This is a genomic window from Tenggerimyces flavus (assembly GCF_016907715.1).
Taxonomy (GTDB): Bacteria; Actinomycetota; Actinomycetes; order Propionibacteriales; family Actinopolymorphaceae; genus Tenggerimyces; species Tenggerimyces flavus.
This window is the reverse complement of record NZ_JAFBCM010000001.1, coordinates 8286065-8311044: the sequence shown is the minus strand read 5'-3', so window position 1 is coordinate 8311044 and position 24980 is coordinate 8286065. Positions and strand designations below refer to the sequence as shown.

Sequence of the window (24980 nt, the reverse complement as noted above, 5' to 3'; positions counted from 1 at the left end):
CAGGGGCTCCCGCTGCTTCGACGAGCCGACCGCGACGAAGGGGTGTGTGAATAGCCATGGGCATAGAGGAAAAGCTGCCGGCAGGCATGCTGCTGACCACGGTCGAAGGCCTGATCGGCTACATGCGCAAGGCCTCGGTGTGGCCCGCGACGTTCGGCCTCGCGTGCTGCGCGTTCGAGATGATGACGATGGGCGCGCCCCGCTACGACGCCGCCCGCTTCGGCATGGAGGTCTTCCGCGCCTCGCCGCGCCAGGCCGACCTGATGATCGTCGCCGGCCGGGTGAGCCAGAAGATGGCGCCGGTCCTGCGGCAGATCTACGACCAGATGGCCAACCCGAAGTACGTGCTGGCGATGGGCGTCTGCGCCAGTTCCGGCGGCATGTTCAACAACTACGCGATCGTGCAGGGCGTCGACCACATCGTCCCGGTCGACATGTACCTCCCGGGCTGCCCGCCGCGGCCGGAGATGCTGCTCGACGCGATCCTCAAGATCCACGAGAAGATCCAGCACGCGAAGCTCGGCGTCAACCACCGCAAGGAGCTCGTCGAACGCGAGCAGACCGCGCTCGAGGCGGCGTCGACGATCGAGATGAAGGGCTTGCTGCGATGACCGAACAGCAGGGCCCCGACGAGACCCTGGACAGCCGGCTCCCCGACACCAGGGAGCCGAAGCCGGACGTGATCGGTGTCCAGAAGGGCTCGTTCGGTGTGCAGGGCACGCCGGACACGTCCGGGTACGGCGGCCTCGTTCGCCCGATCACGTTGCCCGGCTCGACCTCGCGCCCGTACGGGGGCTGGTTCGACGCCGTCGCCGACCGGCTCGCCGAGGTGATGCCCGAGGGCGACGGCAGCACGTACGACGAGGCGTTCGAGAAGGTCGTCGTCGACCGGGACGAGCTCACGTTCTACGTACGCCGCGAGTCGCTGCTCAGCGTCCTGCGGACGTTCCGCGACGACCAGGAGCTCCGCTTCGAGTTCTGCAGCGGCGTCTCCGGCGTGCACTACCCCAATGACAAGGGTCGGGAGCTGCACGCGGTCTACCACCTGCTGTCGATGACCCACAGCCGGCGCGTCCGGCTCGAGGTGACCTGCCCCGACTCCGACCCGCACCTGCCGTCGGCCGTCGGCGTCTACCCGACCGCCGACTGGCACGAGCGCGAGGCGTACGACTTCTTCGGGATCATCTTCGACGGGCACCCCGGACTGACCCGGATCCAGATGCCGGACGACTGGCCGGGACACCCGCAGCGCAAGGACTACCCGCTGGGCGGCATCCCGGTGGAGTACAAGGGCGCGACGATTCCGCCGCCCGACGAGCGGAGGGCCTACCGCTGATGACTACTGACAACGTCACCGATCCGTACGCGAGCGTCCGCGACACCACCGAGGGACAGGTCTACACGGTCACCGGGCAGGACTGGGACTCCGTCGTGGCCGGCGTCGCCGAGTCCGGCGACGAGCGCGTCGTGGTCAACATGGGACCGCAGCACCCGTCCACGCACGGCGTGCTCCGGCTCGTGCTCGAGCTCGACGGCGAGACCGTTCGCGACACGCGGCTGATGGTCGGCTACCTGCACACCGGCATCGAGAAGAACATGGAGTACCGGACGTGGACGCAAGGCGTCACGTTCTGCACTCGCATGGACTACGTGATGCCGTTCCACAACGAGGCGGCGTACGTCGGCGCGGTGGAGAAGCTGCTCGGCATCGAGGAGCAGATCCCGACCCGCGCGCACGTGCTCCGAGTGATGATGATGGAGCTCAACCGGATCTCCTCCCACCTGGTCGCGATCGCGACCGGCGGCATGGAGATCGGCGCGATCACGGTCATGACGATCGGCTTCCGCGAGCGCGAGAAGGTGCTCGACCTGTATGAGCTGATCACCGGGCTGCGCATGAACCACGCGTACTTCCGGCCCGGCGGCGTCTCGCAGGATCTGCCGCCGAACGGCCTGCAGGAGCTCAAGGACTTCTCCAAGTGGATGAAGAAGCACCTCGGTGAGTACGCCGACTTCTGCAACGCGAACCCGATCTTCAAGGGCCGCCTGAAGGACGTCGGCTACCTCGACCTCGCCGGCTGCATGGCGTTCGGGGTCACCGGGCCGACGCTCCGCTCGACCGGCTACCCGTGGGACCTGCGCAAGAACCAGCCCTACTGGGGTTACGAGACGTACGACTTCGACGTGCCGATCCACGAGGGCTCCGACGCGTACGCGCGGTTCCGGATCCGCCTCGACGAGATGCACGAGTCGGTGCGGATCATCGACCAGTGCATCAAGCGGCTCGAGGAGCCCGGCCCGGTGATGATCGAGGACAAGAAGATCGCCTGGCCCGCGCAGCTCGCGATCGGCGCGGACGGCATGGGCAACTCCCTCGACCACATCAAGCACATCATGGGCGAGTCGATGGAAGCGTTGATCCATCACTTCAAGCTCGTGACCGAGGGCTTCCGCGTTCCGGCGGGGCAGTCGTATTTCGCTGTCGAGTCGCCGCGCGGTGAGCTAGCGTGCCACGCCGTGTCCGATGGTGGAACGCGTCCGTACCGCGCGCACTTCCGCGACCCGTCGTTCGCCAACCTCCAGGCCGCGGCAGCGATGTCCGAGGGCTGTCAGGTCGCCGACGTCATCGTGGTCATCGCCAGCCTCGACCCCGTCCTGGGCGGAGTGGACCGTTGATCTCTGAAGAAACCAAAGTCGAGCTGCGCGCCATCATGGCGCGCTACCCGCAGCCGCGGTCGGCGCTGTTGCCGATGCTGCACCTGGTGCAGAGCACGGAGGGGTACGTCACCCCCGAGAGCATCGAGGTCTGCGCCGAGCTGCTCGAGCTGACCTCGGCCGAGGTGGCGGCGGTCGCGACGTTCTACACGATGTACAAGCGGCGTCCGGTCGGCGACTACCACGTCGGCGTGTGCACCAACACGCTGTGCGCGGTGATGGGTGGGGACTCGATCTTCCAGTCCCTGAAGGAACATCTCGGCGTCGGCAACGACGAGACCACCGAGGACGGCAAGGTCACGCTCGAGCACATCGAGTGCAACGCTGCCTGCGACTTCGCGCCGGTCATCATGGTCAACTGGGAGTTCTTCGACAACCAGACGCCGGACTCCGCCAGGGCGCTGGTCGACGACCTGCGCGCCGGCAAGGAGGTCCAGGCCACCCGCGGTGCGCGCGTTTGCACGTTCCGCGAGGCCGAGCGCGTGCTCGCCGGCTTCCCCGACGGCCGTGCCGACGAGGGCGTCACCGCCGGTCCGGCGTCGCTCGCTGGTCTTCGGCTCGCCGAGGAACGCGGCTGGGCCGCGCCGGAGTCGTCGAACGGCCGTACGCGCCGCAAGGCTCCGGAGCACACCCCGGCGTCCGCGGTCGCGCAGGCCGACACCAAGCGCGCGGAGTCCGAGACCCGCCAGGCCGAGGTCGGCTCCGGCACCGGCGCCGGTGGCCCGGACAAGCGTGGCGACGCTCCGCACGACGACACCGCGAAGGGGGAGGGCTGATGGTCGACCCACTGGGGCCCGTCCTCACCGCGAACTGGGGCCAGGACCGCGCGTGGACGTACGACGCGTACGTCGACCAAGGCGGCTACGACGGCCTGCGCGCCGCCGTCGCGCTCGATCCCGACGCCGTCATCCAGATGGTCAAGGACTCCAACCTGCGCGGCCGTGGCGGCGCGGGCTTCCCGACCGGCATGAAGTGGGGCTTCCTGCCCCCGCTGGGCGACAAGCCGCGCTACCTCGTGGTCAACGCGGACGAGTCCGAGCCAGGCACCTGCAAGGACATCCCGCTGATGATGGCCAGCCCGCACACGCTGGTCGAGGGCGTCATCATCTCCTCGTACGCGATCCGCGCGCGGCACGCGTTCATCTACGTGCGCGGTGAGGTGCTGCACGTCGTCCGCCGGCTGCAGCAGGCGGTCGCGGAGGCGTACGCCGAGGGCTACCTGGGCGAGAACATCCTCGGCAGCGGCTACGACCTCGACATCATCGTGCACGCGGGCGCCGGCGCCTACATCTGCGGCGAGGAGACCGCGCTCCTCGACTCGCTCGAGGGTCGGCGCGGGCAGCCGAGGCTGCGTCCGCCGTTCCCCGCGGTCGCTGGTCTGTACGCGTCCCCCACAGTGATCAACAACGTGGAGTCGATCGCCAGCGTTCCCGCGATCATCGCGAACGGTCCGGACTGGTTCTCCTCGATGGGCACCGAGAAGTCCAAGGGCCACGTGATCTACTCGCTGTCCGGGCACGTCACGAACCCCGGCCAGTACGAGGCCCCGCTCGGCATCACGCTGCGCGAGCTGCTCGACCTCGCCGGCGGCGTCCGCGAGGGACACCAGCTGAAGTTCTGGCACCCCGGCGGCTCGTCGACGCCGCTGCTCACCGCCGAGCATCTCGATGCCCCGTTGGACTTCGAGGGCATGGTGGCGGTCGGCAGCATCCTCGGCACCCGCGCGCTGTCGATCTTCGACGAGACCGTGTGCGTCGTACGTTGCGCGCTGCGTTGGACCGAGTTCTACAAGCACGAGTCCTGCGGCAAGTGCACCCCGTGCCGCGAGGGCACCTGGTGGCTGGTGCAGATCCTCGAACGGCTGGAGAAGGGCGACGGCAGCGAGGAGGACCTCGAGACGCTGCTGGACCTGACCGACAACATCGCCGGCCGCGCGTTCTGCGCGCTCGCCGACGGTGCGGCCGCGCCGATCCAGTCGTCGATCAAGCACTTCCGCGACGAGTACCTCGCGCACTTCGAGCACCACGGCTGCCCGTTCGACCCGGCCGCTGCCCAGCTCTTCCCGAGCGAGCAGCTCGTCGGAGCGTCCGCATGACCACAGCCCTCGCGCCGGTGCTCACCGCCAACTGGGAGCAGGATCGTGCCTGGACGCACGACGCCTACGTCTCCCAGGGCGGCTATGAGGCGCTGCGCAAGGCCGTGACGCTCGACCCGGATGCCGTCGTCCAGCTGGTCAAGGACTCCGGCCTGCGCGGCCGCGGCGGTGCCGGCTTCCCCACGGGCATGAAGTGGGGCTTCCTGCCGCCGCTCGCGGACAAGCCGCGCTACCTCGTGGTCAACGCGGACGAGTCCGAACCGGGTGCCTGCAAGGACATCCCGTTCATGATGGCGAGCCCGCACACGCTGATCGAGGGCGTGATCATCTCCTCGTACGCGATCAGGGCGCGGTACGCGTTCGTCTACGTCCGTGGCGAGGTGCTGCACGTCGTCCGCCGGCTGCAGCAGGCGGTCGCGGAGGCGTACGCCGAGGGCTATCTCGGCGACAGCGTGCTCGGCACCGGCTACGAGCTCGACGTGATCGTGCACGCCGGCGCGGGCGCGTACATCTGCGGTGAAGAGACCGCGATGCTCGACTCGCTCGAGGGCCGTCGTGGCCAGCCGAGGCTGCGGCCCCCTTTCCCCGCGGTGGAAGGGCTGTACGCCTCGCCGACCGTGGTCAACAACGTCTGCACGATCGGGACCGTGCCGGCGATCGTGCGCGGTGGCGTCGAGGAGTTCCGCAAGCTGGGCACGGAGAAGGCGCCGGGGACGGCGATCTACTCGATCTCCGGGCATGTCGTGCGACCCGGGCAGTACGAGGCGCCGATGGGTACGACGATGCGGCAGCTCCTCGACTACGCCGGCGGCGTCCGCGCCGGGCACCAGCTCAAGTTCTTCACCCCGGGCGGCTCGTCGACGCCGATGTTCACCCCCGAGCAGCTCGACGTCCCGCTCGACTACGACTCGGTCGCCGCGGCCGGCTCGCAGTTCGGGACCGCCTCGCCGATGGTGTTCGACGAGACCGTGTGCGTCGTGCGGTGCGTGCTGCGCTGGATGGAGTTCTACAAGCACGAGTCCTGCGGCAAGTGCACGCCGTGCCGCGAGGGAACGTTCTGGATGACCCAGATCCTGCAGCGGCTGGAGAACGGTGAGGGCGGCGAGCAGGATCTCGACACGCTGCTCGACCTGTGCGACAACGTCTCCGGCCGGTCGTTCTGCGCGCTCGGGGACTTCGCGGTCGGTCCGGTGATCTCCTCGATCAAGCACTTCCGCGAGGAGTACCTCGCGCATCAGACGTACGGCGGCTGCCCGTTCGACCCGGCCGCTTCCATGCTCTTCGAAAGCCCCGCTACCGCTGGAGTCGCATCATGACTGTGCAGGCGTCGGACGGCGCTGCCACGGAGGTCGAGAACCTCGTCACGCTGACGATCGACGACATCGAGGTCAGCGTGCCGAAGGGGACCCTGATCATCCGTGCCGCCGAGCTGATCGGGATCCAGGTCCCGCGGTTCTGCGACCACCCGTTGCTGGATCCGGTCGGTGCGTGCCGGCAGTGCCTCGTCGAGATCACCGACGCCGGCAACGGCCGAGGGATGCCGAAGCCGCAAGCCTCGTGCACGATCGAGGTCGCGCCCGGCATGGTCGTCAAGACACAGCTCTCGTCGCACGTGGCGGACAAGGCGCAGCAGGGCGTGATGGAGTTCCTGCTCGCCAACCACCCGCTGGACTGCCCGGTCTGCGACAAGGGCGGCGAGTGCCCACTGCAGAACCAGGCGATGAGCAACGGTCGCCCGGAGACGCGGTTCCACGAGACCAAGCGCCTCTTCGAGAAGCCGATCCCGATCTCCAGCCAGGTGCTGCTGGACCGCGAGCGCTGCGTGCTCTGCGCGCGTTGCACCCGGTTCTCCAACCAGGTCGCGGGTGACCCGTTCATCGAGCTGCTCGAGCGCGGCTCGCTGCAGCAGGTCGGCATCTACGAGAACGAGCCGTTCTCCAGCTACTTCTCCGGCAACACGGTCCAGATCTGCCCGGTGGGCGCGCTCACCAGCGCGGCGTACCGGTTCCGGTCGCGGCCGTTCGACCTGGTCTCCTCGCCCGGCATCGCCGAGCACGACGCGTGCGGCGCGGCGATCCGCGTCGACCACCGGCGCGGCAAGGTGATGCGCCGACTCGCCGGCGACGACCCCGAGGTCAACGAGGAGTGGATCAGCGACAAGGACCGCTTCGCGTTCCGGTACGCCCAGCAGCCCGACCGCCTCGAGCACCCGCTGGTGCGCGACGAGGACACCGGTGAGCTGCGGCCCGCGTCGTGGTCGGAGGCGTTCCGCGTCGCCGCCGAGGGACTCGCGAAGGCCAAGGCCGACGGTGGAGTCGGCGTGCTGCCGGGCGGTCGGGTGACGGTCGAGGACGCCTACGCGTACGGCAAGTTCGCCCGCGTCGCGCTCGGCACGAACGACGTCGACTTCCGCGCCCGCTCGCACTCCGACGAGGAGATCGACTTCCTCGCCTCGACGGTGGCGGGCACCGGACTCGGCGTCACGTACCGCGACCTGGAACACGCGAGGACCGTGCTGCTCGTCGGCCTCGACCCCGAGGAAGAGGCCGCGATCGTCTTCCTTCGGCTCCGCAAGGCGGCGCTGAAGAACACCACGAAGATCTGGTCGGTCGCCCCGTACACGACGCGTGGTCTCACCAAGATGCGCGGCACGCTGCTCCGTGCGGCTCCCGGCACCGAGGCCGAGTACCTCGAGGCGCTCAACCGCGGCGACGAGGACTCCGGGCTCGACGAGTTCGGGATCGCTGCCTCGGAGGCGCTGCGCGGCGGCAACGCGATCGTCCTGGTCGGCGGTCGGATGGCCAGCGTGCCAGGCGCGCTGTCCACGGCCGTCAAGCTCGCCGAGACGACGGGCGCGCGGCTGGCCTGGGTGCCCAAGCGGGCGGGCGAGCGCGGCGCGGTCGACGCCGGTGCGCTGCCGACGCTGCTGCCCGGCGGCCGTCAGGTCGAGGACGCCGCGGCGCGGGTCGACATCGGCACCGCGTGGGGAACGGGCACGCTGCCGACCGTCCGTGGCCGCGACACCTCCGGCATCCTTGCCGCGGCCGGCTCCGGCCGGCTCGGCGCGCTGGTCGTCGGCGGTGTCGACCCGGTCGACCTGCCCGGCCCGCGGGTGGCGCTGGAAGCGTTCGACAAGGTGCCGTTCCTGGTGAGCCTGGAGCTGCGGCCGAGCCAGGTCACCGAGCGCGCGGACGTCGTGTTCCCGGTCGCCGCGATGGCCGAGAAGGCCGGCACGTTCTTCAACTGGGAGGGCCGGGTCCGCCCGTTCGACAAGGCGATCCCGAGCGTGGGTACGCACTCCGACCTCTACATCCTCGCGGGGCTGGCCGACGAGCTCGGCGCGTCGCTCGGCTTCACCACGGTCGCCGGAGCGTGGCGCGAGCTCACCGAGCTCGGCGCCTGGGACGGCGAGCGCGCGGCGGCACCGAGCGTCGCGGCGGCCGAGCCGGCGCAGCCCGGTCCGGGCGAGGCCGTTCTCGCGACCTGGCAGCAGCTGCTCGACAACGGTCGCGCGCAGGACGGCGACGCGAACCTCGCCGGCACCGCGCGCGCGCCGAAGGCCCGGCTGTCCGCCGCGACCGCCGAGGAGTTCGGCCTGGTCGAGGGCGACCGGGTGTCGGTGACCGCCAACGGTGGTGAGATCGTGCTGCCGCTGGAGATCGCGGACCTGCCCGAGCGGGTGGTGTGGCTTCCCACCAACTCGCCGGGTTCCGCGGTACGCAGGGACATCGGTGCCGGTGCGGGCACCGTGGTCAGGGTCGGGAAGGCCTCGGCACCCGCCGAAGAAGGAGGCGCGGCATGATCGCCACCGCCGCGACGACGATCCCGTACGCCGCCGAGGAGCTCGCCGCGTTCGGGCGGGACCCGTGGTGGATCGTCGTCATCAAGGCGCTCGGTGTCTTCGTCCTGCTGATGCTGTTCGCGATCTTCAACATCTGGTTCGAGCGCCGCGTGCTCGGCAAGATGCAGCACCGCATCGGCCCGAACGTGCACGGCCCGTTCGGTCTGCTGCAGAGCCTCGCGGACGGGATCAAGCTGTCCCTGAAGGAGGAGATCCTCCCCAAGGGCGTCGACAAGGCCGTGTTCTTCATCGCGCCGATGATCTCCGCGACGATGGCGTTCGTCGCGTTCTCGGTGATCCCGCTCGGCCCCGAGGTCAGCATCTTCGGGCACCGTACGCCGCTGCAGCTCACCGACCTTCCGGTCGGCGTGCTGTTTGTGCTAGCGATCGGCTCGCTCGGCATCTACGGAATCGTCTTGGGTGGTTGGGCTTCCGGCTCGACGTACCCGCTGCTCGGTGGGCTTCGCTCGTCGGCACAGATGATCTCGTACGAGGTCGCGATGGGCCTCGCGCTTGTCTCGGTGTTCCTCTACTCCGGCGCGATGTCGACGTCCGGCATCGTGGCGGCGCAGGCGAGCGGCGGTACGGCGAACATCTTCGGCGTCACGATCGAGCTGCCGAGCTGGTACGCGATCGTGCTGTTGCCCTCGTTCCTCATCTACGTCGTCTCGATGATCGGTGAGACCAACCGGGCGCCGTTCGACCTGCCCGAGGCCGAAGGCGAGCTCGTCGCCGGCTACATGACCGAGTACTCCTCGATGAAGTACCTGCTGTACTTCCTCGCCGAGTACACCAACATGGTCACGGTCTCCGCGCTCGCGACCACGCTGTTCCTCGGCGGCTGGCGCGCGCCGTGGCCGATCTCCATGTGGGACGGGGCGAACGAGGGCTGGATCCCGGTGATCTGGTTCCTCGGCAAGGTCCTGCTCTGCATGTTCTTCTTCATCTGGGTCCGCGCGACACTGCCGCGGATGCGCTACGACCAGTTCATGAAGCTCGGCTGGAAGTTCCTGATCCCGGGTGCGCTGATCTGGACGGTCTTCGTCGCGACCGCGCGGGCGATGCTCAACGCGGACCTGCGGTTCCAGTTCTTCGTGGGTGTCGCCGCGATCCTCGTCGTCGTGCTGATCGGCTCGATCGTCTGGGAGTTCGTGACCGGCCGCGACAAGGAGTCCGAGGTGGAGCCGACCGAGTTCGACCCGTTCTCGGGCGGCTACCCTGTCCCGCCGATGCCCGGGCAGACGTTGCCGCGGCTCCAGCCGGTCACGGTGCCGGCGGAAGCGGAAGCCGTGGAAGAGCCGAGTGAGACCCCGAGTGCTGACCCGAGTCAGGAGGACTCCCGTGGCTAGCCTCAAAGAACAACTCTGGGACCCCATCGCGGGTTTCGGGGTCACGTTCAAGACGATGTTCCGGAAGACGTTCACCGAGCAGTACCCGTTCGAGAAGAAGCCGACCGCGCCACGCTTCCACGGCCGGCACCAGCTCAACCGGCACCCAGACGGGCTGGAGAAGTGCATCGGTTGTGAGCTCTGTGCCTGGGCATGTCCGGCGGACGCGATCTACGTCGAGGGCGCCGACAACGCCGAAGGCGACCGCTTCTCTCCGGGCGAGCGCTACGGGAGCGTCTACCAGATCAACTACCTGCGCTGCATCCTCTGCGGGCTCTGCATCGAGGCGTGCCCGACGCGGGCGCTCACGATGACGAACGAGTACGAGCTCGCCGACGACGACCGCGGCCGGTTGATCTACGAGAAGAAGGACCTGCTGGCGCCGTTGCTCCCCGGCATGGAGGAGCCCCCGCACCCGATGCGGCTCGGCGACAACGAGAAGGCCTACTACCTCGGCGCGGGCATCCCGGTCGGTCGGCCGGAGCAGTCCGCCAACCCGGCAGCCACCAGCGAGGCGGCCTCATGACTCCGCTCACCACCTTCCGAGCCCCAAACTGTGGGGTTCTGGCACGACACGCCAGCGTGTCGCGCACCAGAACCCCACAGTTGACGTCCGCCACCAGTTCGTCGAGAGGAGGGCGGGTCTGATGGCGTTCACGTTCTGGGTCTTCGGCCCGCTGTCCGTGCTCGCCGCGTTCGGCCTGGTGCTCGGCAAGAAGGCCGTGCACTGCGCGCTGATGCTCGCGGGCGTGATGATGTGCCTCGCGATCCTGTACGCGAGCCAGGACGCACCGTTCCTGTTCGCGGTCCAGATCGTCGTCTACACCGGCGCCGTGCTGATGCTGTTCCTGTTCGTCCTCATGCTGGTCGGCGTCGACTCGTCCGACTCGCTGGTGGAGACGATCCGCGGGCAGCGCTGGCTCGCGATCACCGGTGCCGTGCTGTTCGGCATCCTGCTGCTGGTCGGCATCAGCCAGATCACGCTGCTGGTCCCGACCGGGCTCGACGCGGCGCAGCCGAACGGCAACGTGCCGGCGCTCGCGCAGCTGCTGTTCTCCAAGTACGTCTTCGCGTTCGAGGTCACCAGCGCGCTGCTGATCACCGCGGCGGTCGGTGCGATGGTCCTCGCCCACCGCGAGCGGCTCGGCAAGAAGGTCACGCAGAAGGACTACATCGAGCAGCGGATGAAGGAGTACGCCGAGGACGGGAAGCACCCCGGCCAGGCGACCCCGCCCGGTGTGTTCGCCCGCCACAACGCGGTCGACACCCCGGCGCTGCTGCCCGACGGCAGTCCCGCACCAGGTTCGGTCTCGCGGGTGCTGGTCGCCCGCGGCAACATCCGTGCGCCAGAGCAGTACAGCAAGGACATCAACGTGGTCGAGCGAAACATCGCGGGTGACGAAGGAGGTGAGTCGGCGTGAGCACGACGCCGTACATCGTCTTGTCGGCGTTGCTCTTCACGATCGGCGCCCTGGGCGTTCTGATCCGTCGGAACGCCATCGTGGTCTTCATGTGTGTCGAGCTGATGCTGAACGCCGCGAACCTCGCGTTCGTCTCGTTCGCGCGCCAGGTCGGCAATCTCGAAGGGCAGGTCGTGGCCTTCTTCGTGATGGTCGTCGCCGCGGCTGAGGTCGTGGTGGGCCTGGCGATCATCGTGACCATCTTCCGGACTCGTCGGTCGGCCTCCGTCGACGACGCGAGCTTGCTCAAGTACTGACGGATGAGGCTCTCGTGACTCCGATGACAGGCACTGTCCTCCTCGCGGCGACAGAGCAGCACGCCGCCGGCGCCGCCGACGGCGTGTTCGCCCTGCTGTGGTTGGTGATCGCCCTCCCCGCGCTGTCCGCGATCGTGCTGCTCCTGGGCGGCCGCGCGGTACGGTCGTGGGGCCATCTGCTGGGCTGCGTCACCCCGATCACGTCGTTCGTGCTCGCGGCGTTCATGTTCTTCTCGATGCTCGGCCGGGGCGCTGAGGAGCGTGCGGTCAGCCAGCACCTGTTCGACTGGGTGTCGCTGCCGTCGTTCGACATCTCGGTCAACCTGCTGCTCGACCCGCTGTCGATCTGCTTCGTCCTGCTGATCACCGGCGTGGGCAGCATCATCCACGTCTACTCCATCGGCTACATGGAGCACGACGAGCGGCGGACGAGGTTCTTCGGCTACCTCAACCTGTTCATCACCGCGATGCTGCTGCTGGTGCTGGCCGACAACTACCTGATCCTGTTCATCGGCTGGGAGGGCGTCGGTCTGGCGTCGTACCTGCTGATCGGGTTCTGGCAGCACAAGCACTCGGCGGCGACCGCGGCGAAGAAGGCGTTCGTCGTGAACCGGGTCGGTGACTTCGGCCTCGCGGTCGGCGTGATGCTGATGCTGGCGACGTTCGGCTCCTCGGCGTTCTCCGCGGTGTTCGGCGGCGTCACGGAGGCCGGTACGGCGACCGCCACCGCGCTCGGGTTCCTGCTCCTGCTCGGCGCCTGCGGCAAGTCGGCGCAGTTCCCCTTGCAGTCCTGGCTGTTGGACGCGATGGAAGGCCCGACCCCAGTCTCCGCGCTGATCCACGCCGCGACGATGGTGACCGCCGGCGTCTACCTGGTGGTCCGGTCGTCGGCGATCTTCGACGCGGCCCCGGTCGCGCGGACGGCGGTCGCGGTCATCGGCACGATCACGCTGCTGATGGGTGCGATCATCGGTTGCGCGAAGGACGACATCAAGAAAGCCCTCGCTGGTTCGACGATGAGCCAGATCGGCTACATGATGCTCGCCGCGGGGCTCGGCCCGGTCGGTGCGGCGTTCGCGATCTTCCACCTGCTCACGCACGGCTTCTTCAAGGCCAACATGTTCCTCGGCGCCGGCTCGGTGATGCACGGCATGCATGACGAGGTCAACATGCGCCGCTACGGCGGGCTGCGGAAGTTGATGCCGGTGACGTTCGCGACGTTCGCGATCGGCTACCTCGCGATCATCGGCATCCCGCCGTTCGCCGGGTTCTGGAGCAAGGACAAGATCATCGAGGCCGCGTTCTCGCAGAGCATCTGGTACGGGCTCTGCGCGCTGCTCGGCGCCGGTGTGACCGCGTTCTACATGACCCGGTTGATGATCATGACCTACACCAGCGAGAAGCGCTGGGCGGAGAACGTCGAGCCGCACGAGTCGCCTTCGGTGATGACGATTCCGCTGATCCTGCTGGCGATCCTTTCCGCGGCGGGCGGGTTCCTGCTGCTGGGCAACGGGATCGTGCACTGGCTCGAGCCGGTCGTCGGCGAGGAGCACGCCGAGCCGCCGCTGTCGATCCTGGTGATGACGATCCTGACGCTGTTGGTCGTGATCATCGGCGTCGCGATTGCGTACTTCTTCTACCAGCGTCAGCAGATCTCGGCCGAGACGCCGCAGCGGGTCTCGCCGATCACGACGCTGGCGCGCCGCGATCTGTACGGTGACGCGTTCAACGAGGTCGTGCTGATGCGTCCCGGCCAGGAGCTCACCAAGGGCCTGGTGGTGTTCGACAACAAGGGTGTCGACGGATTCGTCAACGGGCTCGCGGCGTTCATCGCTGGCTCGTCCGGCCGGCTGCGGCGACTGCAGACCGGCTTCGTTCGCTCGTACGCGTTAGGCATCTTCGGGGGCGCGGCCCTCGTCGTCGCAGCGATGGTGTTGGTGAGGCTCTCGTGAACGTCGCTCTCAACGGCTCGATCCCGTGGCTGACCATCACGGCTCTGCTGCCGGCGGTCGGGGCGATCCTGCTCGCCCTGGTCCCGAGCAGCAACCCCCGCGCGACGAAGGTGCTCGCGCTGGTGTTCTCGCTCGTGACGCTCGTGCTCGCGGCACTGCTGGTGGTCGGCTTCGATCCCGCCGGTGCCCAAGGAAATAACACTTTCCAGTTCGTCGAGGAGCACCAGTGGATCCCGGCGTTCGGGGTCAACTACGCGCTCGGTGTCGACGGCATCGGCCTCACGCTGGTCGTGCTGACCGCGCTGCTGACGCCGGTCGTGATCCTGGCCTCGTGGAACGACGCCGAGGACGGCAAGCGGAGCGTCAAGACGTTCTTCGCGCTGATCCTCGTGCTGGAGACGCTGTCGATCGGTGTGTTCGCGGCGACCGACGTCTTCTTGTTCTACCTGCTGTTCGAGGCCACGCTGATCCCGGTCTACTTCCTGATCGGCAGCTACGGCGGCCAGGGACGGTCGTACGCCGCGGTGAAGTTCCTCATCTACAGCCTCGTCGGCGGTCTGCTCATGCTGGCCGCGGTCGTCGGGCTGTACGCGGTGTCGAACGCGCAGACCGGTGGCGAGCCCTCGTTCCTGCTGAGCGCGCTGCGCGACCTGAACATCGACCCGGGCACGCAGAAGTGGTTGTTCGCCGGGTTCTTCATCGCGTTCGCGATCAAGGCGCCGATGTTCCCGGTGCACACGTGGCTGCCGGACGCCGCGCGCGAGGCGACGCCGGGCACCGCGGTGCTGCTGGTGTCGATCCTGGACAAGATCGGCACGTTCGGCATGATCCGCTTCTGCCTCCAGCTGTTCCCGGAGGCCTCGCAGTGGGCGACGCCGTTCGTCATCGTGCTGGCGGTGGTCAGCATCATCTACGGCGCGATCCTCGCGATCGGGCAACGCGACATCAAGCGGTTGATCGCGTACACGTCGATCTCCCACTTCGGCGTGATGGTGCTGGGCATCTTCGCGATGACCTCGGCCGCGCAGACCGGCTCGACGCTCTACATGCTCAACCACGGGCTGTCGACCGCGGCGCTGTTCCTGGTGTCGGGCTACTTCATCAAACGACGGGGCTCGGCGCAGATCGGCGACTTCGGCGGTGTCGACAAGGTCGCGCCGGTGCTGTCGGGCACGTTCCTGTTCGCCTGTCTCTCCGGGCTGTCGCTGCCGGGGTTGTCGACGTTCGTCGGTGAGTTCCTGGCGCTGTCGGGGACGTTCGCGCGCTACCAGGCGCCGGCGATCATCGCGACCGTGGCGATCATCCTGGCCGCTCTGTACATGCTGATCCTGTACCAACGCACGATGACCGGACCGACGCAGGACTCGGTGAAGTCGATGCCGGATCTCAAGCCGCGTGAGCTGGTCGCCATCGCCCCGCTCATCGTGCTGATCCTCGGGCTCGGCCTGTTCCCGAAGCCCGCCACCGACCTCATCAGCCCAGCGGTCGAGGAGACCATGAAGCAGGTGGGCGTGACCGATCCGGCGCCGCGCGTTCCCACGGCCTCTGAAGAAGGTGCGAGGTAGTTCGAAGTGCCTGAATTCACCGCTCCGACCATCGAGTACGGGCAGATCATGCCCATGCTCGTGGTCTTCGGCGTGGCCATCCTCGGCATTATCCTCGAGGCGTTCCTTCCGCGCCGGATCCGGTACGTCGTGCAGGTTGTGCTGTCGCTCGGCGCGCTGATTGTCGCGCTGGTGTTGACGATTCGCCTCGCGGGTGCGGGCAGCCTGGTAGCCGAGGGAACGCTCGCGGTCGACGGCTTCACGCTGTTCCTGTGGGGGACGATCCTCGCGCTGGCGATCCTGTCGCTGCTGCTGATCGCCGAACGTTCGGTCGACGGCGGTGTGACGGCATTCGCGGCTCAGGCCGCGGCGCTGCCGGGCACCGAGGCCGAGCGCGAGACGTTGGCGCGCCGCCTGGAGCAGACCGAGGTCTTCCCGCTGTTCCTGTTCGCGGTCGGCGGCATGCTGATGTTCCCGGCCGCCAACGACCTGTTGACGATGTTCGTCGCGCTCGAGGTGCTGTCGCTGCCGCTGTACCTGCTGTGCGGTCTCGCGCGGCGTCGCCGGCTGCTGTCGCAGGAGTCTGCGCTGAAGTACTTCCTGCTCGGTGCGTTCTCGTCGGGCTTCTTCCTGTACGGCGCCGCTTTGCTGTACGGCTTCGCCGGCTCGGTCTCGTTCTCCGGGCTGTCCGCGGCGGTGACGTCCGCGGTGGGTCTGGACGGGCTGCTCGTCGCCGGCATCGCGCTGGTGGCCGTCGGTCTGTTGTTCAAGATCGGCGCTGCGCCGTTCCACGTGTGGACGCCGGACGTCTACCAGGGTGCGCCGACCTCGATCACCGCGTTCATGGCGGCCTGCACGAAGATCGCCGCCTTCGGTGCGCTGATGCGGCTGTTCTACGTCGGCCTCGGTGGCGCGCGCTGGGACTGGCAGCCGATGATCTGGGTCGTCGCGATCCTGACGATGGCGGTCGGCGCGGTGCTGGCGCTGACGCAGTCGGACATCAAGCGGATGCTCGCGTACTCCTCGATCGCGCACGCCGGCTTCCTGCTCGTGGGCTTCGTCGGGGTGCGCGACTCGATCGAGGCCTCGACGTCGAGCGTGCTGTTCTACCTCGCGGCTTACGGCTTCGCGACCGTCGGCGCGTTCGCCGTCGTGACGCTGGTGCGGGACGCCTCGGGCGAGGCGACGCACCTGTCGCGCTGGGCCGGGCTGGGGCGGAGGTCGCCGTTGGTGGCCGGGGTGATGACGCTGTTCCTGCTGGCGTTCGCGGGCATCCCGCTGACCTCGGGCTTCATGGGGAAGTGGGCGGTGTTCTCCGCGGCCTGGGCGGGCGGCGCGTGGCCGTTGGTGGTCGTCGCGGTGATCGCTTCGGTGGTGGCGGCGTTCTTCTACGTGCGGATCATCGTGCTGATGTTCTTCTCCGAGCCGGCGCCCGAGGGCCCGACCGTCGCCGTACCGTCGGTGTTCACCTCGGTCGCGGTCGCTGTGGGCGTCGCGGCTACGGTGGTGTTGGGTCTGCTGCCGCAGCCGCTGTTCGAGCTGGCGTCACGGGCCGCCCAGCTCGTCGGCTAGCCGTTGCTCTGAGGGAGGTGCGATGACGATCGCCGGTCTTCCGCTGCCTCCCGTCGACGCGGGCCTGGACGCGCGCGTTCGTACCTCCCTGGAGGAGGTCGAGAAGCGGCTGACCGCGTCGGTGGCGTCGGACACGGGCTTTGTCACGGAGACGGCTTCGCACCTGATCGTGGCGGGTGGGAAGCGCTTCCGGCCCTTGCTCGCGGTGCTGGCCGCCGAGTTCGGCGACCCGTCCGCGCCCGAGGTGATCGAGACCGCGGTCGTGGTGGAGCTGATGCACATCGCGACGCTGTATCACGACGACGTGATGGACGAGGCGCCTCTCCGGCGTGGGGCGCCGTCGGCTAACACGCGGTGGAACAACACGGTCGCGATCCTGACTGGGGACTACCTCTTCGCGCGGGTGTCGGAGATCACGACCGAGCTGGGGTTGCCGACCGTCCGCATCCAGGCCCGTACGTTGTCGCGACTGGTGGACGGGCAGCTCCGGGAGACTCTCGGCCCCGCTGAGGGCCAAGACCCTTTGGCGCATTACCTCGACGTTCTCTCCGACAAGACGGGCTCGCTGATCGCCACGTCTGCTCGCCTGGGGGCCCTCCACGCCGGCGCGTCCCCTGAGATCGAAACCGTCGTCACCGACTTCGGCGAGAAGATCGGCATCGCGTTCCAACTGTCCGACGACGTGATCGACATCGCCTCGACCTCGGCAGAGACGGGCAAGACACCGGGCACGGACCTCCGCGAAGGCATCGCGACGTTGCCGGTGCTCTTGGCCCGCCGCTCCGGCTCCCCCTCCGACGCCCACCTCTTCTCCCTCCTGGACGGCGACCTCACCGACGACGCGAAGCACGCCGAAGTGCTGTCGTTGCTCCGCCAACACCCGGCCATGGCCGAGTCCCGAGCCTTCGTCCAGAAGTGGGCCGACGACGCCCGAGCCACCCTCACCGCCCTGCCCAACCTCCCCGCCAGCGCAGCCCTCAGCGCCCTCTGCGACCTGGTCGTCTCCCGCACCGGCTAGAGCCTGTGACGAAACTGGCTGGAGCGACGCAGTGGCGCCTCGCCATGGCTGATGAGCAGGCTGTCCCAGCTGCTCCCGGATGGCTCTCCGGTGGCTCCCGACTGAGGGCAAATGATCATGTATACATGATCATTTGCCGCTCTACGTGGGGTACACGCCGCGTAGAGCACCCATTCGCCAGGTAAAGCGCATCGGTGACCGTCCGCCAGCACCGCCGACTTACGCAACAGGTCCTAGGGCTGCAGGGGCTCGATCGCCGCGAGCAGCTTGTACATCGTGGACGACGGGTTGTCGTCGGGAAAACGCGTCAGGTTCTTCCCATGCCAGTCGGCAGCGTGTCGCGCACGTCGTGCGGCTTCTGCTCGACGGTCGAGGTACGCGGCGGGATCGATGGACTTGCCTGATCGGCTGTCCAGGTCGCGACTCAGCCGTTCTGCCTCGGCCGTTGTCAGGCACGCGGTCTGATCCTGGAAGTGGAGGATCAGCCAGAGCTCGAAGCACGGATTCGAGACGGCGACCTGGATACCGTGCCGTTCGGCAAGCTGGACGGCACGCCGCAGCTGCGGATGGTTGTCCGGCCACTCCACGTCGAACACGCACCAGCACTGGTCGACCTCGTCGTCCTTGCTGCGCTCGATCGCGCGCCTCACCAGCATGAGGGGATCGCCGTGGCGCGGATCGATCTCGATGTTGATCGACACATTGTCCCGAATGTGCTGAAGGCGCTTGAGCCCGTTGAGGTAGTCCGGCTCGGAGGTCCTTCCTTCGCAGAGGATGACGAACGTCTTGCGCTCGGGCCGTCGGGCCGCTCGCCGGGTGAGAGTCCGCGGCCTGGAACGTCGAATTGGCATGGATCAGGCGATGAGACCGAGGGCGCGAAGCATGTCCGTGCGGTCGACGTCGGGAAGGGCGCCGAATCTGCCATGGAGATAGGCACGTTCCAGATTCTGCGACCTCCGCACGCGCTCGCCGGCGAACTCCGCCAGGGCGCCGAGTCTGGTCGCTCCGTTCTCGTCCTTCTCCGTCAGCCAAACCTCGTCGCGGTTCAGGTGGTTGAGCAGGCTGGTGTCGTGCGAGGTGAAGATCAGCTGCGCGCCGTTCGAGTTGGTCGTCGGGTCGTGGAAGAGACGGATCAGCTGCTCGGACAGCGAGGGGTGCAGGCTCGCGTCGAGCTCGTCGATGACCAGGAGCGAACCTGACTTCAGTGCGCTGAGCACCGGGCCGATGAGCTCGAACCAGGCCCGGGTACCTCTCGACTCCGACTCGAAGTCGAGTGGCACTCGCCGCGTTCCTGCCCGGTGGAGCAGGCGTGTTCGTCGGACTCGTTGAGGCTTCGCCAAGTAGGAAGCCGGATTCTCCATGAGCTGGTCCTCGACGATCACGTCGGCCACGCCGAGATCGGCGAGTTGGAGAAGGGCGAGGGCCTGGCCTCGGTCGATGAACGCGTCGTCGTCCAGATACTCGAGCTCGGCGATGGGAAGCTGGTCGCGCCCGACGGGATCTTCGAACCAGGTCTGCGTGGATCGAGCCGTTCCTCGCAGCTGCGAACGCCAGAGCTGGTCGATCTGCTGAAGGCCAAGGACCTGGATGTTGCGGATCTGCTCGACGAAGTCGGAGACGAGCCTCTCGTTGAACCGGCGGGCGATGGAGAGCACCAGCGAACGGTCGGTGAGAAGGTCGCGCGTCCCCGTGAGATGACCGAGTCCTCGCTGAAGCCGCAGCTCTCGTCCTTCGCGTTCGAAGATCCGCCGACGCTTCTTCTCCGGGTAGTGGAAGAGCGCCTCATAGCTCACCGCGTCCTGGCCGAGCTCGACGACGTACTCGAAGCGGACGCCTTCGACGACTGCCTCGATCGTGAACGCGGCTGAGCTCTCCGCGCTGGTGCCGAAGGCGAACGGCTCCACCGGGATCCGGTCTTCCCACCGGACGAGCGACCTCAGAACGGCCATCCGCAGCCAGGCCAACGCGGCGACGACGTTGGACTTTCCGGACGCGTTGGCTCCGTAGACGCCCGCAACCGCGAGGAGGCTCTCGCCGAGGTTCTCGATGTGGTGGGTCTCCGTGCGATCTTGATCGATCGCGACCATCGACAGCTCGACGGGATCGAGGATCGAGCGGAAGTTGGCGACCTCGAACCGGATCAGCACCGCAGCCCCTCTCTGACGACTCAGGCGCAATCATAACCCGAGTTTCGTCGGGAACTGACGAAATAGGGCTTCTGCTTGCATCACGGTCGCGAAGTGGTGTCGATTCCCGCGAGCCGGGCTGTCCGACTCGAGAAGGCCGGAGCGACCTCGTCGTCTCCCCGCACGGGCCGAAGTCCGGGCGGCTGGTTTCCGCTCGTTCGACGAAGCGGTTGTCGGCGAGGCTCGGCAGACTGGGGGCTATGCGGGTCGCCAGTCTGTTCGTTCATCCGGTCAAGGGCTGCCGCGCTGTGCCGGTCAACGCCATGCGGGTTGAGCGGTGGGGTGCGGTGGGGGATCGGTGCTGGATGGTGGTGGACGAGGGCGGGCGGTTTCAGACTCAGCGCGAGGTGCCGGCGCTCGCTACTGTCGTCGCAAACCTGACCGACGATGGGCTCGAGCTCGACGCGCCCGGCATGGAGCGAATCGCGGTCAAGGCCCCCGAGCCGGGCACGAAGCTCACCGACGTGCGGGTCTGGAAGGCCGACTTCCAGGCCGTCGAAGCCTCCACTGACGGGCACGAGTGGTTCTCCGACTTCCTCGGCATCAAGGCCCGGCTGGTCTGGCTCGACGACCCGAACAGGCGCCCGCCGCGCGAGGATGATGGGGCGCGGGCGACGTTCAGTGACGGCTATCCGCTGCTCGCCACGAACGAGGCGTCGCTCGACGACCTCAACAGGCGCCTGGAAGCAGAAGGCGAAGACAAACTCCTCATGAACCGCTTCCGCCCCAACCTCGTGATCGATGGCGCCGAGCAATGGGCGGAGGACCACTGGACGACCCTCCGCCTCCCCGACATCGAGCTCACCAACGCCAAACCCTGCGGGCGATGCGTCGTGACCACGACCGATCAGGAAACCGGGGAACGAAGAGGCAAGCAGCCGCTCAAGATCCTCGCGAAGTTCCGCCTGGTCAACCAGAAGATGCTGTTCGGCGTCAACCTGACCTTGACGGAGCCCGGCTCCATCAAGGTCGGCGACGAGATCAGCCCTGGGTAGGCCGGGGCGCGTTCAACCGCTCGGCCGCCGTGCCGATGGCCAGCAGGAGGCCCCATGGGCCGATCACCCACATCGGCCAGAAGTAGCCCGCCTCGCCGCTGCCCAGCGAGGTCATCAGGTAGATGAACAGCACGATCACCGACGTGGCGAGCCACGAGGCCCAGACGCCGTGGTCGCGCTTGCGGCGCGGTGCCGTGGCGGCCACCGAAGCCGCGGCGGGCCGGGCGAGCTCTTCGCGCGGCAGGTCCCGCAGCAGTTGGTCCAGTGCGCCGTACGTCCTGGCCTCGTAAGCCGCGGACACGCGCTCGTCGAACTCGGGCATCGTCAGCCGACCCGTGGCGAGGTGTTCGCTCAGCTGGCGAACGACTCGCTCGCGGTCCTGATCCGCCGCTCGCATCTCTAGATCGGTCATGGCCACAGCATGCATCTTCCAGCAGTGACATGTCAAGACTTACATGTCACTCTCAGAACGTCACCGACAGGCCACCGTCGACCGGCAGCACCGCGCCGCAGAGGTACGAGGCGTCCGGGCCTGCCAGGAACGCGATCACCGAAGCGATCTCCGCCGGCTGCGCCGCCCGCCGCAGCGGGATCCGTCCGCCCTCGACGTAGACCGAGCGGAACGCCGGCGTCTGCAACTCGTCGACCCCGTCCACCACCGACATCGGCGTGTCCACGAACCCCGGCGCGACGGCGTTCACCCGGATTCCGTGGTCCGCCAGCTCCAGCGCCAGACACCGCGTGAGCTGGTCCACCGCACCCTTCGCCGCGTTGTACGAGCTCGACGACACCAGGCCACGGGTGGAGTTGATCGACGACACGTTCACGATCACCCCAGGCGCCGAAGCGGCGACCATCGCGCGGGCGACCTCCCGCGCGCAGAAGTACGCGCCGAACGCGATCACGTCGAACGACCGCACCGACGACTCCGACGCCACGTCGCCCTCGATGAAGGTGGCGTCCACACCCTCCGAGACCAACAGCCGAGCAGCGGCGACACCAGCCACAGGCCGACGGTCCACGAGCACCACCCGCGCGCCATCAACGCCAAGCCGCCGCGCCGTCGCCAGCCCGATCCCGCTCGCGCCGCCCGTCACCAGCGCAGTACGGGTCACGACAGCACCGAAGCCGTCATGTCGCACGACACGACACCACCGGCCGCAAGGACCTGATGTGAACCCGCCGCGACACCGTCCAGGACGCTCAGCGGATACCCCGTACAGGGCTCGAGCACCAACACCCGCAGATCCCGCCAGCCGCCGTAGCTCGCGAACGTCCAACAAGACCGCAGCACCGAGGCATCGAACGAGAGACCCAACCCCGTCCCCCGCGACGGATGGCGAACCGCGCACCACCCCCGCTCCAACGACGTCGCGTACTGCAGCTCGCTCACCCCCGACGACGACGGCAGCGTCGTGCGCAGGTCGTACGTCACGCCGTCCGCCCCCACCGCGTACGGCCAGGTGTAGGAAGCACCGCCCAGCCCACCGCGCGGCGAGCCCCACGGATCGACCAGCATCGTCCCCGCCTCCAGCTCCACCAAAGAGTCGTCGTCCAGCGCCACCGCGACGTGCGGCTTCCACAGGTACGGCAACGGATCCGCGCCCTCATTGACGATCCGATACCGGAACCGCAACGACGCCCCGTCCAACGTCACGACCTTCGACACCCGGCAAACACCCGGAGAAACAGCCAACCGAGCCGAGGACGGAGACAACTCAGACCACTCCCAAGGCATCGACCACACCTCGCCGTGGTCCGGCCGCGCCACCCCACCCAGCACCTCCGGCACGTCGTTCGGGAACAACTCGTCCCACCCACCGAAGAACACGTCGTCGTACGGCGACCCGAACGGCACCGCGCGCGGAGCCAGCGACGGATGCTGCCACAACAGGTCGAACCCGGTCCGCTTGTCGACGAGCTGCCACAGCTTCCCGCCCAGCTCCGGCAGGAAGACCGCACGCAGCGAAGCGTTCTCCAGGACCGCCGAGACAGGCATCAGGCCTCCGGCTCGAGCAGCACGACCTCGCTCACCCGGTCACCGTCCAGCCGCAGCGTCAACCCGTCCCTATGCAGGTCGGCACCCGACACGACGGACGACGACCCGGCATCGACGAGCGACACTCGATACAGAGTCGACGGCCGCAGCCCGTGCAACGGAATCCGCCGCGTGGCAAGGGATCCCAGCTTGTGCACGAAGACGACAGCGGAGTCCGAGACCTCGTCGTACGACCCGACAGCGTCCCACCCGTCCCAGCCGTCGCCGACCCGCTGGTCCAGCTGCGGTTCTAGCAGATGCAGCACCTTCCCCCGCAGCACGCGGTGCCGAACAGACTTGTACAGCGCGATGTTCCGCCGCAGCACGTCCCACTCGGCCGACGACTCCGCCAAGGCATGAATGGGCGTCATCAGGATCAGTGGCCCGCCGAACATGTGGCTCCGGAGCTCCCAGTCGCCCATCGGCTGGTCCGGCGCGTAGCTGTCGAGGTACCGCGGCGGCAGCACCCGCGAGATCCGGTACTTGTTCACCCGCTCCCACAGCGCACCCGGCGCATCGACGCCGATCGAGGTCATGTTCTGCCGCACCATCTGGAACGTCGGCAGCGCGAGCCCGTCGTCGCAGTGCTCCATCACCACGTCCGGCCGCAGCTGGGCGACCCGCGCGAGCACCAGGTCGAACCCCTCCGCCACGGTCACATAGTCGTTCGTCGCATGCAGGTCGTACGTGTTCGGCAGCTCGCCCCACAGGAAGTGGTCGGTGAGGAAGTAGTCCACGCCGTTCTCGTCGATCACCTCGACGAGCTTCCGCACGATCCACTCGCGCGTCTCCGGGTTGCCGAGCGTGAGCCCGTAGACCTCGCCTTCGCGGCGGTACGCCCACTGCCCAGGCCCATGAGCCCACTCGGGATGCTCCGCGTACATCCGCGACAGCGACGACACGTTGCCGAAGCTCAGGTGGATCCCGAACAGCAGCCCGCGATCATGGGCCTCCCGGGCGAGAGGCGCGAGCCCCTTGGGAAAGCGGTCCGGCAGCGGCTTCCAGTCCGGGTCCTCCCAACCGAAGTCGACCACGAACAGCTCCACACCGAGGCGCGAGCACACGTCCAGGCACTGCCGCATCCCGTCAGCGTCGATGTCGGCGCCGTACCCCCAACTGTTGAACTCCACATAGGGAAAGCGCTCGTCGGACACCTTTCGCGCGAGCACGTCGTCGACGAAGCGGTGGCAGCGATACGACAGCTCGTCCAGGTCGCCGTGGGCCACACCGACGAACCCCGCCGGCCCGGTCAGCGTGGCGCCCGCCGACAGCTGGTACGAAGGGGCCAACGCGCAGTCCACACCGACCCGCCCATCACCGGTGAGGTCGCCGAACTCGCACGTGGCTTGGGCATTCGACTCCCAACCCACATAGATCCCCGGTCCGCCACCGGGCAAGGACAGCCCGAGCCAGGTCGCCTCGCGCCGGTGCCCCGACCGTACGGCGTCCACGACGCCCGGCCCCAACGGGACCGAACGCCACGTGTACCAGTCAGCCCGGCCGCGGCCAGCCCCGCGATAGGGCCGGCGGTCCAGCCCGCAATGCGCCTCGAGCGAGTTGGCAGCGGTCCCGAACGAGGCGGCGAGGACGGGCAGCCGCGCGACCGTGGTCGGCTCGGAGGCCGTGAGCGTGACGAACTGCCGTACGGTCGCGTGCTCGGCGAACGCCTGCACGGTCCAGCGCGCGAGAATCGGCAAGCCCGCAGCACGAATCGCCACCGAAACCTGCGAGCCGTCGACAGCGACGTCGGCGAACGGGACGGTCGCCACCGGCGTCGTGTCGACCCACGACAGCCCGGTACGAACGTCGTGCAACCGCACCATCAGCAGCTCACCAGCTGCGACCGCCACCCACTCCGCCTCGATCAGCGGAGCCGACAGCCGAAGCCGCCCGCCCTCGGCGTCCCACTCGAAGCCCAT

General features: G+C 68.2%; 22 protein-coding genes. 16 read left to right on the top strand and 6 right to left on the bottom strand.

Annotated elements, in window-relative coordinates; all coding sequences use genetic code 11:
• The first annotated feature begins 56 nt into the window (after positions 1-56).
• The 15 genes from JOD67_RS38670 to JOD67_RS38600 are packed head-to-tail and all read left to right on the top strand — an operon-like array spanning position 57 to position 17842.
• Positions 57-611, top strand: coding sequence for a NuoB/complex I 20 kDa subunit family protein (locus JOD67_RS38670; RefSeq protein ID WP_205122619.1), 555 nt, complete (start codon positions 57-59; stop codon positions 609-611).
• A complete protein-coding gene (locus tag JOD67_RS38665; protein ID WP_205122618.1) occupies positions 608-1336 on the top strand; it encodes an NADH-quinone oxidoreductase subunit C in 729 nt (242 codons plus the stop codon). The genes JOD67_RS38670 and JOD67_RS38665 overlap by 4 nt, the downstream gene beginning before the upstream one ends.
• Positions 1336-2676 carry an NADH-quinone oxidoreductase subunit D gene (locus JOD67_RS38660; protein WP_205122617.1) on the top strand — a complete coding sequence of 447 codons (1341 nt, stop codon included), beginning with the start codon at positions 1336-1338 and terminating at the stop codon, positions 2674-2676. The genes JOD67_RS38665 and JOD67_RS38660 overlap by 1 nt, the downstream gene beginning before the upstream one ends.
• Positions 2673-3491 carry an NADH-quinone oxidoreductase subunit NuoE gene (gene nuoE / locus JOD67_RS38655; RefSeq protein ID WP_275577228.1) on the top strand — a complete coding sequence of 273 codons (819 nt, stop codon included), beginning with the start codon at positions 2673-2675 and terminating at the stop codon, positions 3489-3491. Before JOD67_RS38660 ends, nuoE begins: the two co-directional genes overlap by 4 nt.
• The gene (gene nuoF, locus JOD67_RS38650; protein ID WP_205122616.1) at positions 3491-4810 is read left to right on the top strand and encodes an NADH-quinone oxidoreductase subunit NuoF; all 1320 of its coding nucleotides are present in this window, start codon (positions 3491-3493) and stop codon (positions 4808-4810) included. Before nuoE ends, nuoF (JOD67_RS38650) begins: the two co-directional genes overlap by 1 nt.
• The gene (nuoF, locus tag JOD67_RS38645) at positions 4807-6126 is read left to right on the top strand and encodes an NADH-quinone oxidoreductase subunit NuoF (RefSeq protein ID WP_205122615.1); all 1320 of its coding nucleotides are present in this window, start codon (positions 4807-4809) and stop codon (positions 6124-6126) included. The genes nuoF (JOD67_RS38650) and nuoF (JOD67_RS38645) overlap by 4 nt, the downstream gene beginning before the upstream one ends.
• Positions 6123-8612 (top strand): NADH-quinone oxidoreductase subunit G, encoded by a 2490-nt coding sequence (locus tag JOD67_RS38640; RefSeq protein ID WP_205122614.1) that lies wholly within the window; start codon positions 6123-6125, stop codon positions 8610-8612. Before nuoF (JOD67_RS38645) ends, JOD67_RS38640 begins: the two co-directional genes overlap by 4 nt.
• Entirely contained in the window at positions 8609-10000 is a 1392-nt protein-coding gene (gene nuoH / locus JOD67_RS38635) for an NADH-quinone oxidoreductase subunit NuoH (protein ID WP_205122613.1), read from the top strand. Before JOD67_RS38640 ends, nuoH begins: the two co-directional genes overlap by 4 nt.
• Positions 9993-10565, top strand: coding sequence for an NADH-quinone oxidoreductase subunit NuoI (gene nuoI, locus JOD67_RS38630; RefSeq protein WP_205122612.1), 573 nt, complete (start codon positions 9993-9995; stop codon positions 10563-10565). Before nuoH ends, nuoI begins: the two co-directional genes overlap by 8 nt.
• Before the next feature lie 28 nt (positions 10566-10593).
• Positions 10594-11460: an NADH-quinone oxidoreductase subunit J gene (locus JOD67_RS38625; RefSeq protein ID WP_307782767.1), complete on the top strand. Its 867-nt coding sequence runs from the start codon at positions 10594-10596 to the stop codon at positions 11458-11460.
• Complete coding sequence (gene nuoK / locus JOD67_RS38620) at positions 11457-11756, top strand: NADH-quinone oxidoreductase subunit NuoK (protein WP_205122610.1); 300 nt, start codon at positions 11457-11459, stop codon at positions 11754-11756. The genes JOD67_RS38625 and nuoK overlap by 4 nt, the downstream gene beginning before the upstream one ends.
• A gap of 23 nt (positions 11757-11779) precedes the next feature.
• The gene (nuoL, locus tag JOD67_RS38615) at positions 11780-13708 is read left to right on the top strand and encodes an NADH-quinone oxidoreductase subunit L (protein WP_205122609.1); all 1929 of its coding nucleotides are present in this window, start codon (positions 11780-11782) and stop codon (positions 13706-13708) included.
• On the top strand, positions 13705-15273 hold the full coding sequence (locus JOD67_RS38610; RefSeq protein WP_205122608.1) for an NADH-quinone oxidoreductase subunit M: 1569 nt from the start codon (positions 13705-13707) through the stop codon (positions 15271-15273). The genes nuoL and JOD67_RS38610 overlap by 4 nt, the downstream gene beginning before the upstream one ends.
• Before the next feature lie 6 nt (positions 15274-15279).
• Complete coding sequence (gene nuoN / locus JOD67_RS38605; protein ID WP_307782707.1) at positions 15280-16824, top strand: NADH-quinone oxidoreductase subunit NuoN; 1545 nt, start codon at positions 15280-15282, stop codon at positions 16822-16824.
• Positions 16825-16846: 22 nt separating this feature from the next.
• Positions 16847-17842: a polyprenyl synthetase family protein gene (locus JOD67_RS38600; protein WP_205122607.1), complete on the top strand. Its 996-nt coding sequence runs from the start codon at positions 16847-16849 to the stop codon at positions 17840-17842.
• Between the two features lie 233 nt (positions 17843-18075).
• On the opposite strand, the gene JOD67_RS38595 is transcribed toward JOD67_RS38600, so the two are convergent.
• Both JOD67_RS38595 and JOD67_RS38590 read right to left on the bottom strand, forming a co-directional pair.
• Complete coding sequence (locus JOD67_RS38595) at positions 18076-18693, bottom strand: RloB family protein (RefSeq protein WP_205122606.1); 618 nt, start codon at positions 18691-18693, stop codon at positions 18076-18078.
• A gap of 3 nt (positions 18694-18696) precedes the next feature.
• Positions 18697-19989: an AAA family ATPase gene (locus JOD67_RS38590; RefSeq protein ID WP_205122605.1), complete on the bottom strand. Its 1293-nt coding sequence runs from the start codon at positions 19987-19989 to the stop codon at positions 18697-18699.
• A 239-nt stretch (positions 19990-20228) separates the two neighbouring features.
• Here JOD67_RS38590 and JOD67_RS38585 point away from each other — a divergent pair, with 239 nt between their 5' ends.
• Positions 20229-21023: an MOSC domain-containing protein gene (locus tag JOD67_RS38585; protein ID WP_205122604.1), complete on the top strand. Its 795-nt coding sequence runs from the start codon at positions 20229-20231 to the stop codon at positions 21021-21023.
• Here the strand turns inward: JOD67_RS38585 and JOD67_RS38580 are convergent.
• The 4 genes from JOD67_RS38580 to JOD67_RS38565 are packed head-to-tail and all read right to left on the bottom strand — an operon-like array spanning position 21010 to position 24980.
• Positions 21010-21435, bottom strand: coding sequence for a DUF1707 SHOCT-like domain-containing protein (locus tag JOD67_RS38580; protein WP_205122603.1), 426 nt, complete (start codon positions 21433-21435; stop codon positions 21010-21012). The genes JOD67_RS38585 and JOD67_RS38580 overlap by 14 nt on opposite strands.
• A gap of 52 nt (positions 21436-21487) precedes the next feature.
• On the bottom strand, positions 21488-22138 hold the full coding sequence (locus JOD67_RS38575; RefSeq protein WP_205122602.1) for an SDR family NAD(P)-dependent oxidoreductase: 651 nt from the start codon (positions 22136-22138) through the stop codon (positions 21488-21490).
• Positions 22135-23022: an aldose epimerase family protein gene (locus JOD67_RS38570; RefSeq protein WP_205122601.1), complete on the bottom strand. Its 888-nt coding sequence runs from the start codon at positions 23020-23022 to the stop codon at positions 22135-22137. Before JOD67_RS38570 ends, JOD67_RS38575 begins: the two co-directional genes overlap by 4 nt.
• Complete coding sequence (locus JOD67_RS38565) at positions 23022-24980, bottom strand: glycoside hydrolase family 36 protein (RefSeq protein WP_205122600.1); 1959 nt, start codon at positions 24978-24980, stop codon at positions 23022-23024. The genes JOD67_RS38570 and JOD67_RS38565 overlap by 1 nt, the downstream gene beginning before the upstream one ends.

Excerpts from the sequence above, each read along its gene's own strand:
- JOD67_RS38595 (WP_205122606.1), bottom strand. The coding sequence starts at position 18,693 with ATGCCAATTCGACGTTCCAGGCCGCGGACTCTCACCCGGCGAGCGGCC.
- JOD67_RS38580 (WP_205122603.1), bottom strand. The coding sequence starts at position 21,435 with ATGACCGATCTAGAGATGCGAGCGGCGGATCAGGACCGCGAGCGAGTC.
- JOD67_RS38585 (WP_205122604.1), top strand. The coding sequence starts at position 20,229 with ATGCGGGTCGCCAGTCTGTTCGTTCATCCGGTCAAGGGCTGCCGCGCT.
- JOD67_RS38670 (WP_205122619.1), top strand. The coding sequence starts at position 57 with ATGGGCATAGAGGAAAAGCTGCCGGCAGGCATGCTGCTGACCACGGTC.
- JOD67_RS38640 (WP_205122614.1), top strand. The coding sequence starts at position 6,123 with ATGACTGTGCAGGCGTCGGACGGCGCTGCCACGGAGGTCGAGAACCTC.
- JOD67_RS38660 (WP_205122617.1), top strand. The coding sequence starts at position 1,336 with ATGACTACTGACAACGTCACCGATCCGTACGCGAGCGTCCGCGACACC.
- nuoF (WP_205122616.1), top strand. The coding sequence starts at position 3,491 with ATGGTCGACCCACTGGGGCCCGTCCTCACCGCGAACTGGGGCCAGGAC.
- nuoH (WP_205122613.1), top strand. The coding sequence starts at position 8,609 with ATGATCGCCACCGCCGCGACGACGATCCCGTACGCCGCCGAGGAGCTC.
- JOD67_RS38665 (WP_205122618.1), top strand. The coding sequence starts at position 608 with ATGACCGAACAGCAGGGCCCCGACGAGACCCTGGACAGCCGGCTCCCC.
- nuoF (WP_205122615.1), top strand. The coding sequence starts at position 4,807 with ATGACCACAGCCCTCGCGCCGGTGCTCACCGCCAACTGGGAGCAGGAT.
- JOD67_RS38570 (WP_205122601.1), bottom strand. The coding sequence starts at position 23,022 with ATGCCTGTCTCGGCGGTCCTGGAGAACGCTTCGCTGCGTGCGGTCTTC.
- JOD67_RS38600 (WP_205122607.1), top strand. The coding sequence starts at position 16,847 with ATGACGATCGCCGGTCTTCCGCTGCCTCCCGTCGACGCGGGCCTGGAC.
- nuoL (WP_205122609.1), top strand. The coding sequence starts at position 11,780 with ATGACAGGCACTGTCCTCCTCGCGGCGACAGAGCAGCACGCCGCCGGC.
- JOD67_RS38565 (WP_205122600.1), bottom strand. The coding sequence starts at position 24,980 with ATGGGCTTCGAGTGGGACGCCGAGGGCGGGCGGCTTCGGCTGTCGGCT.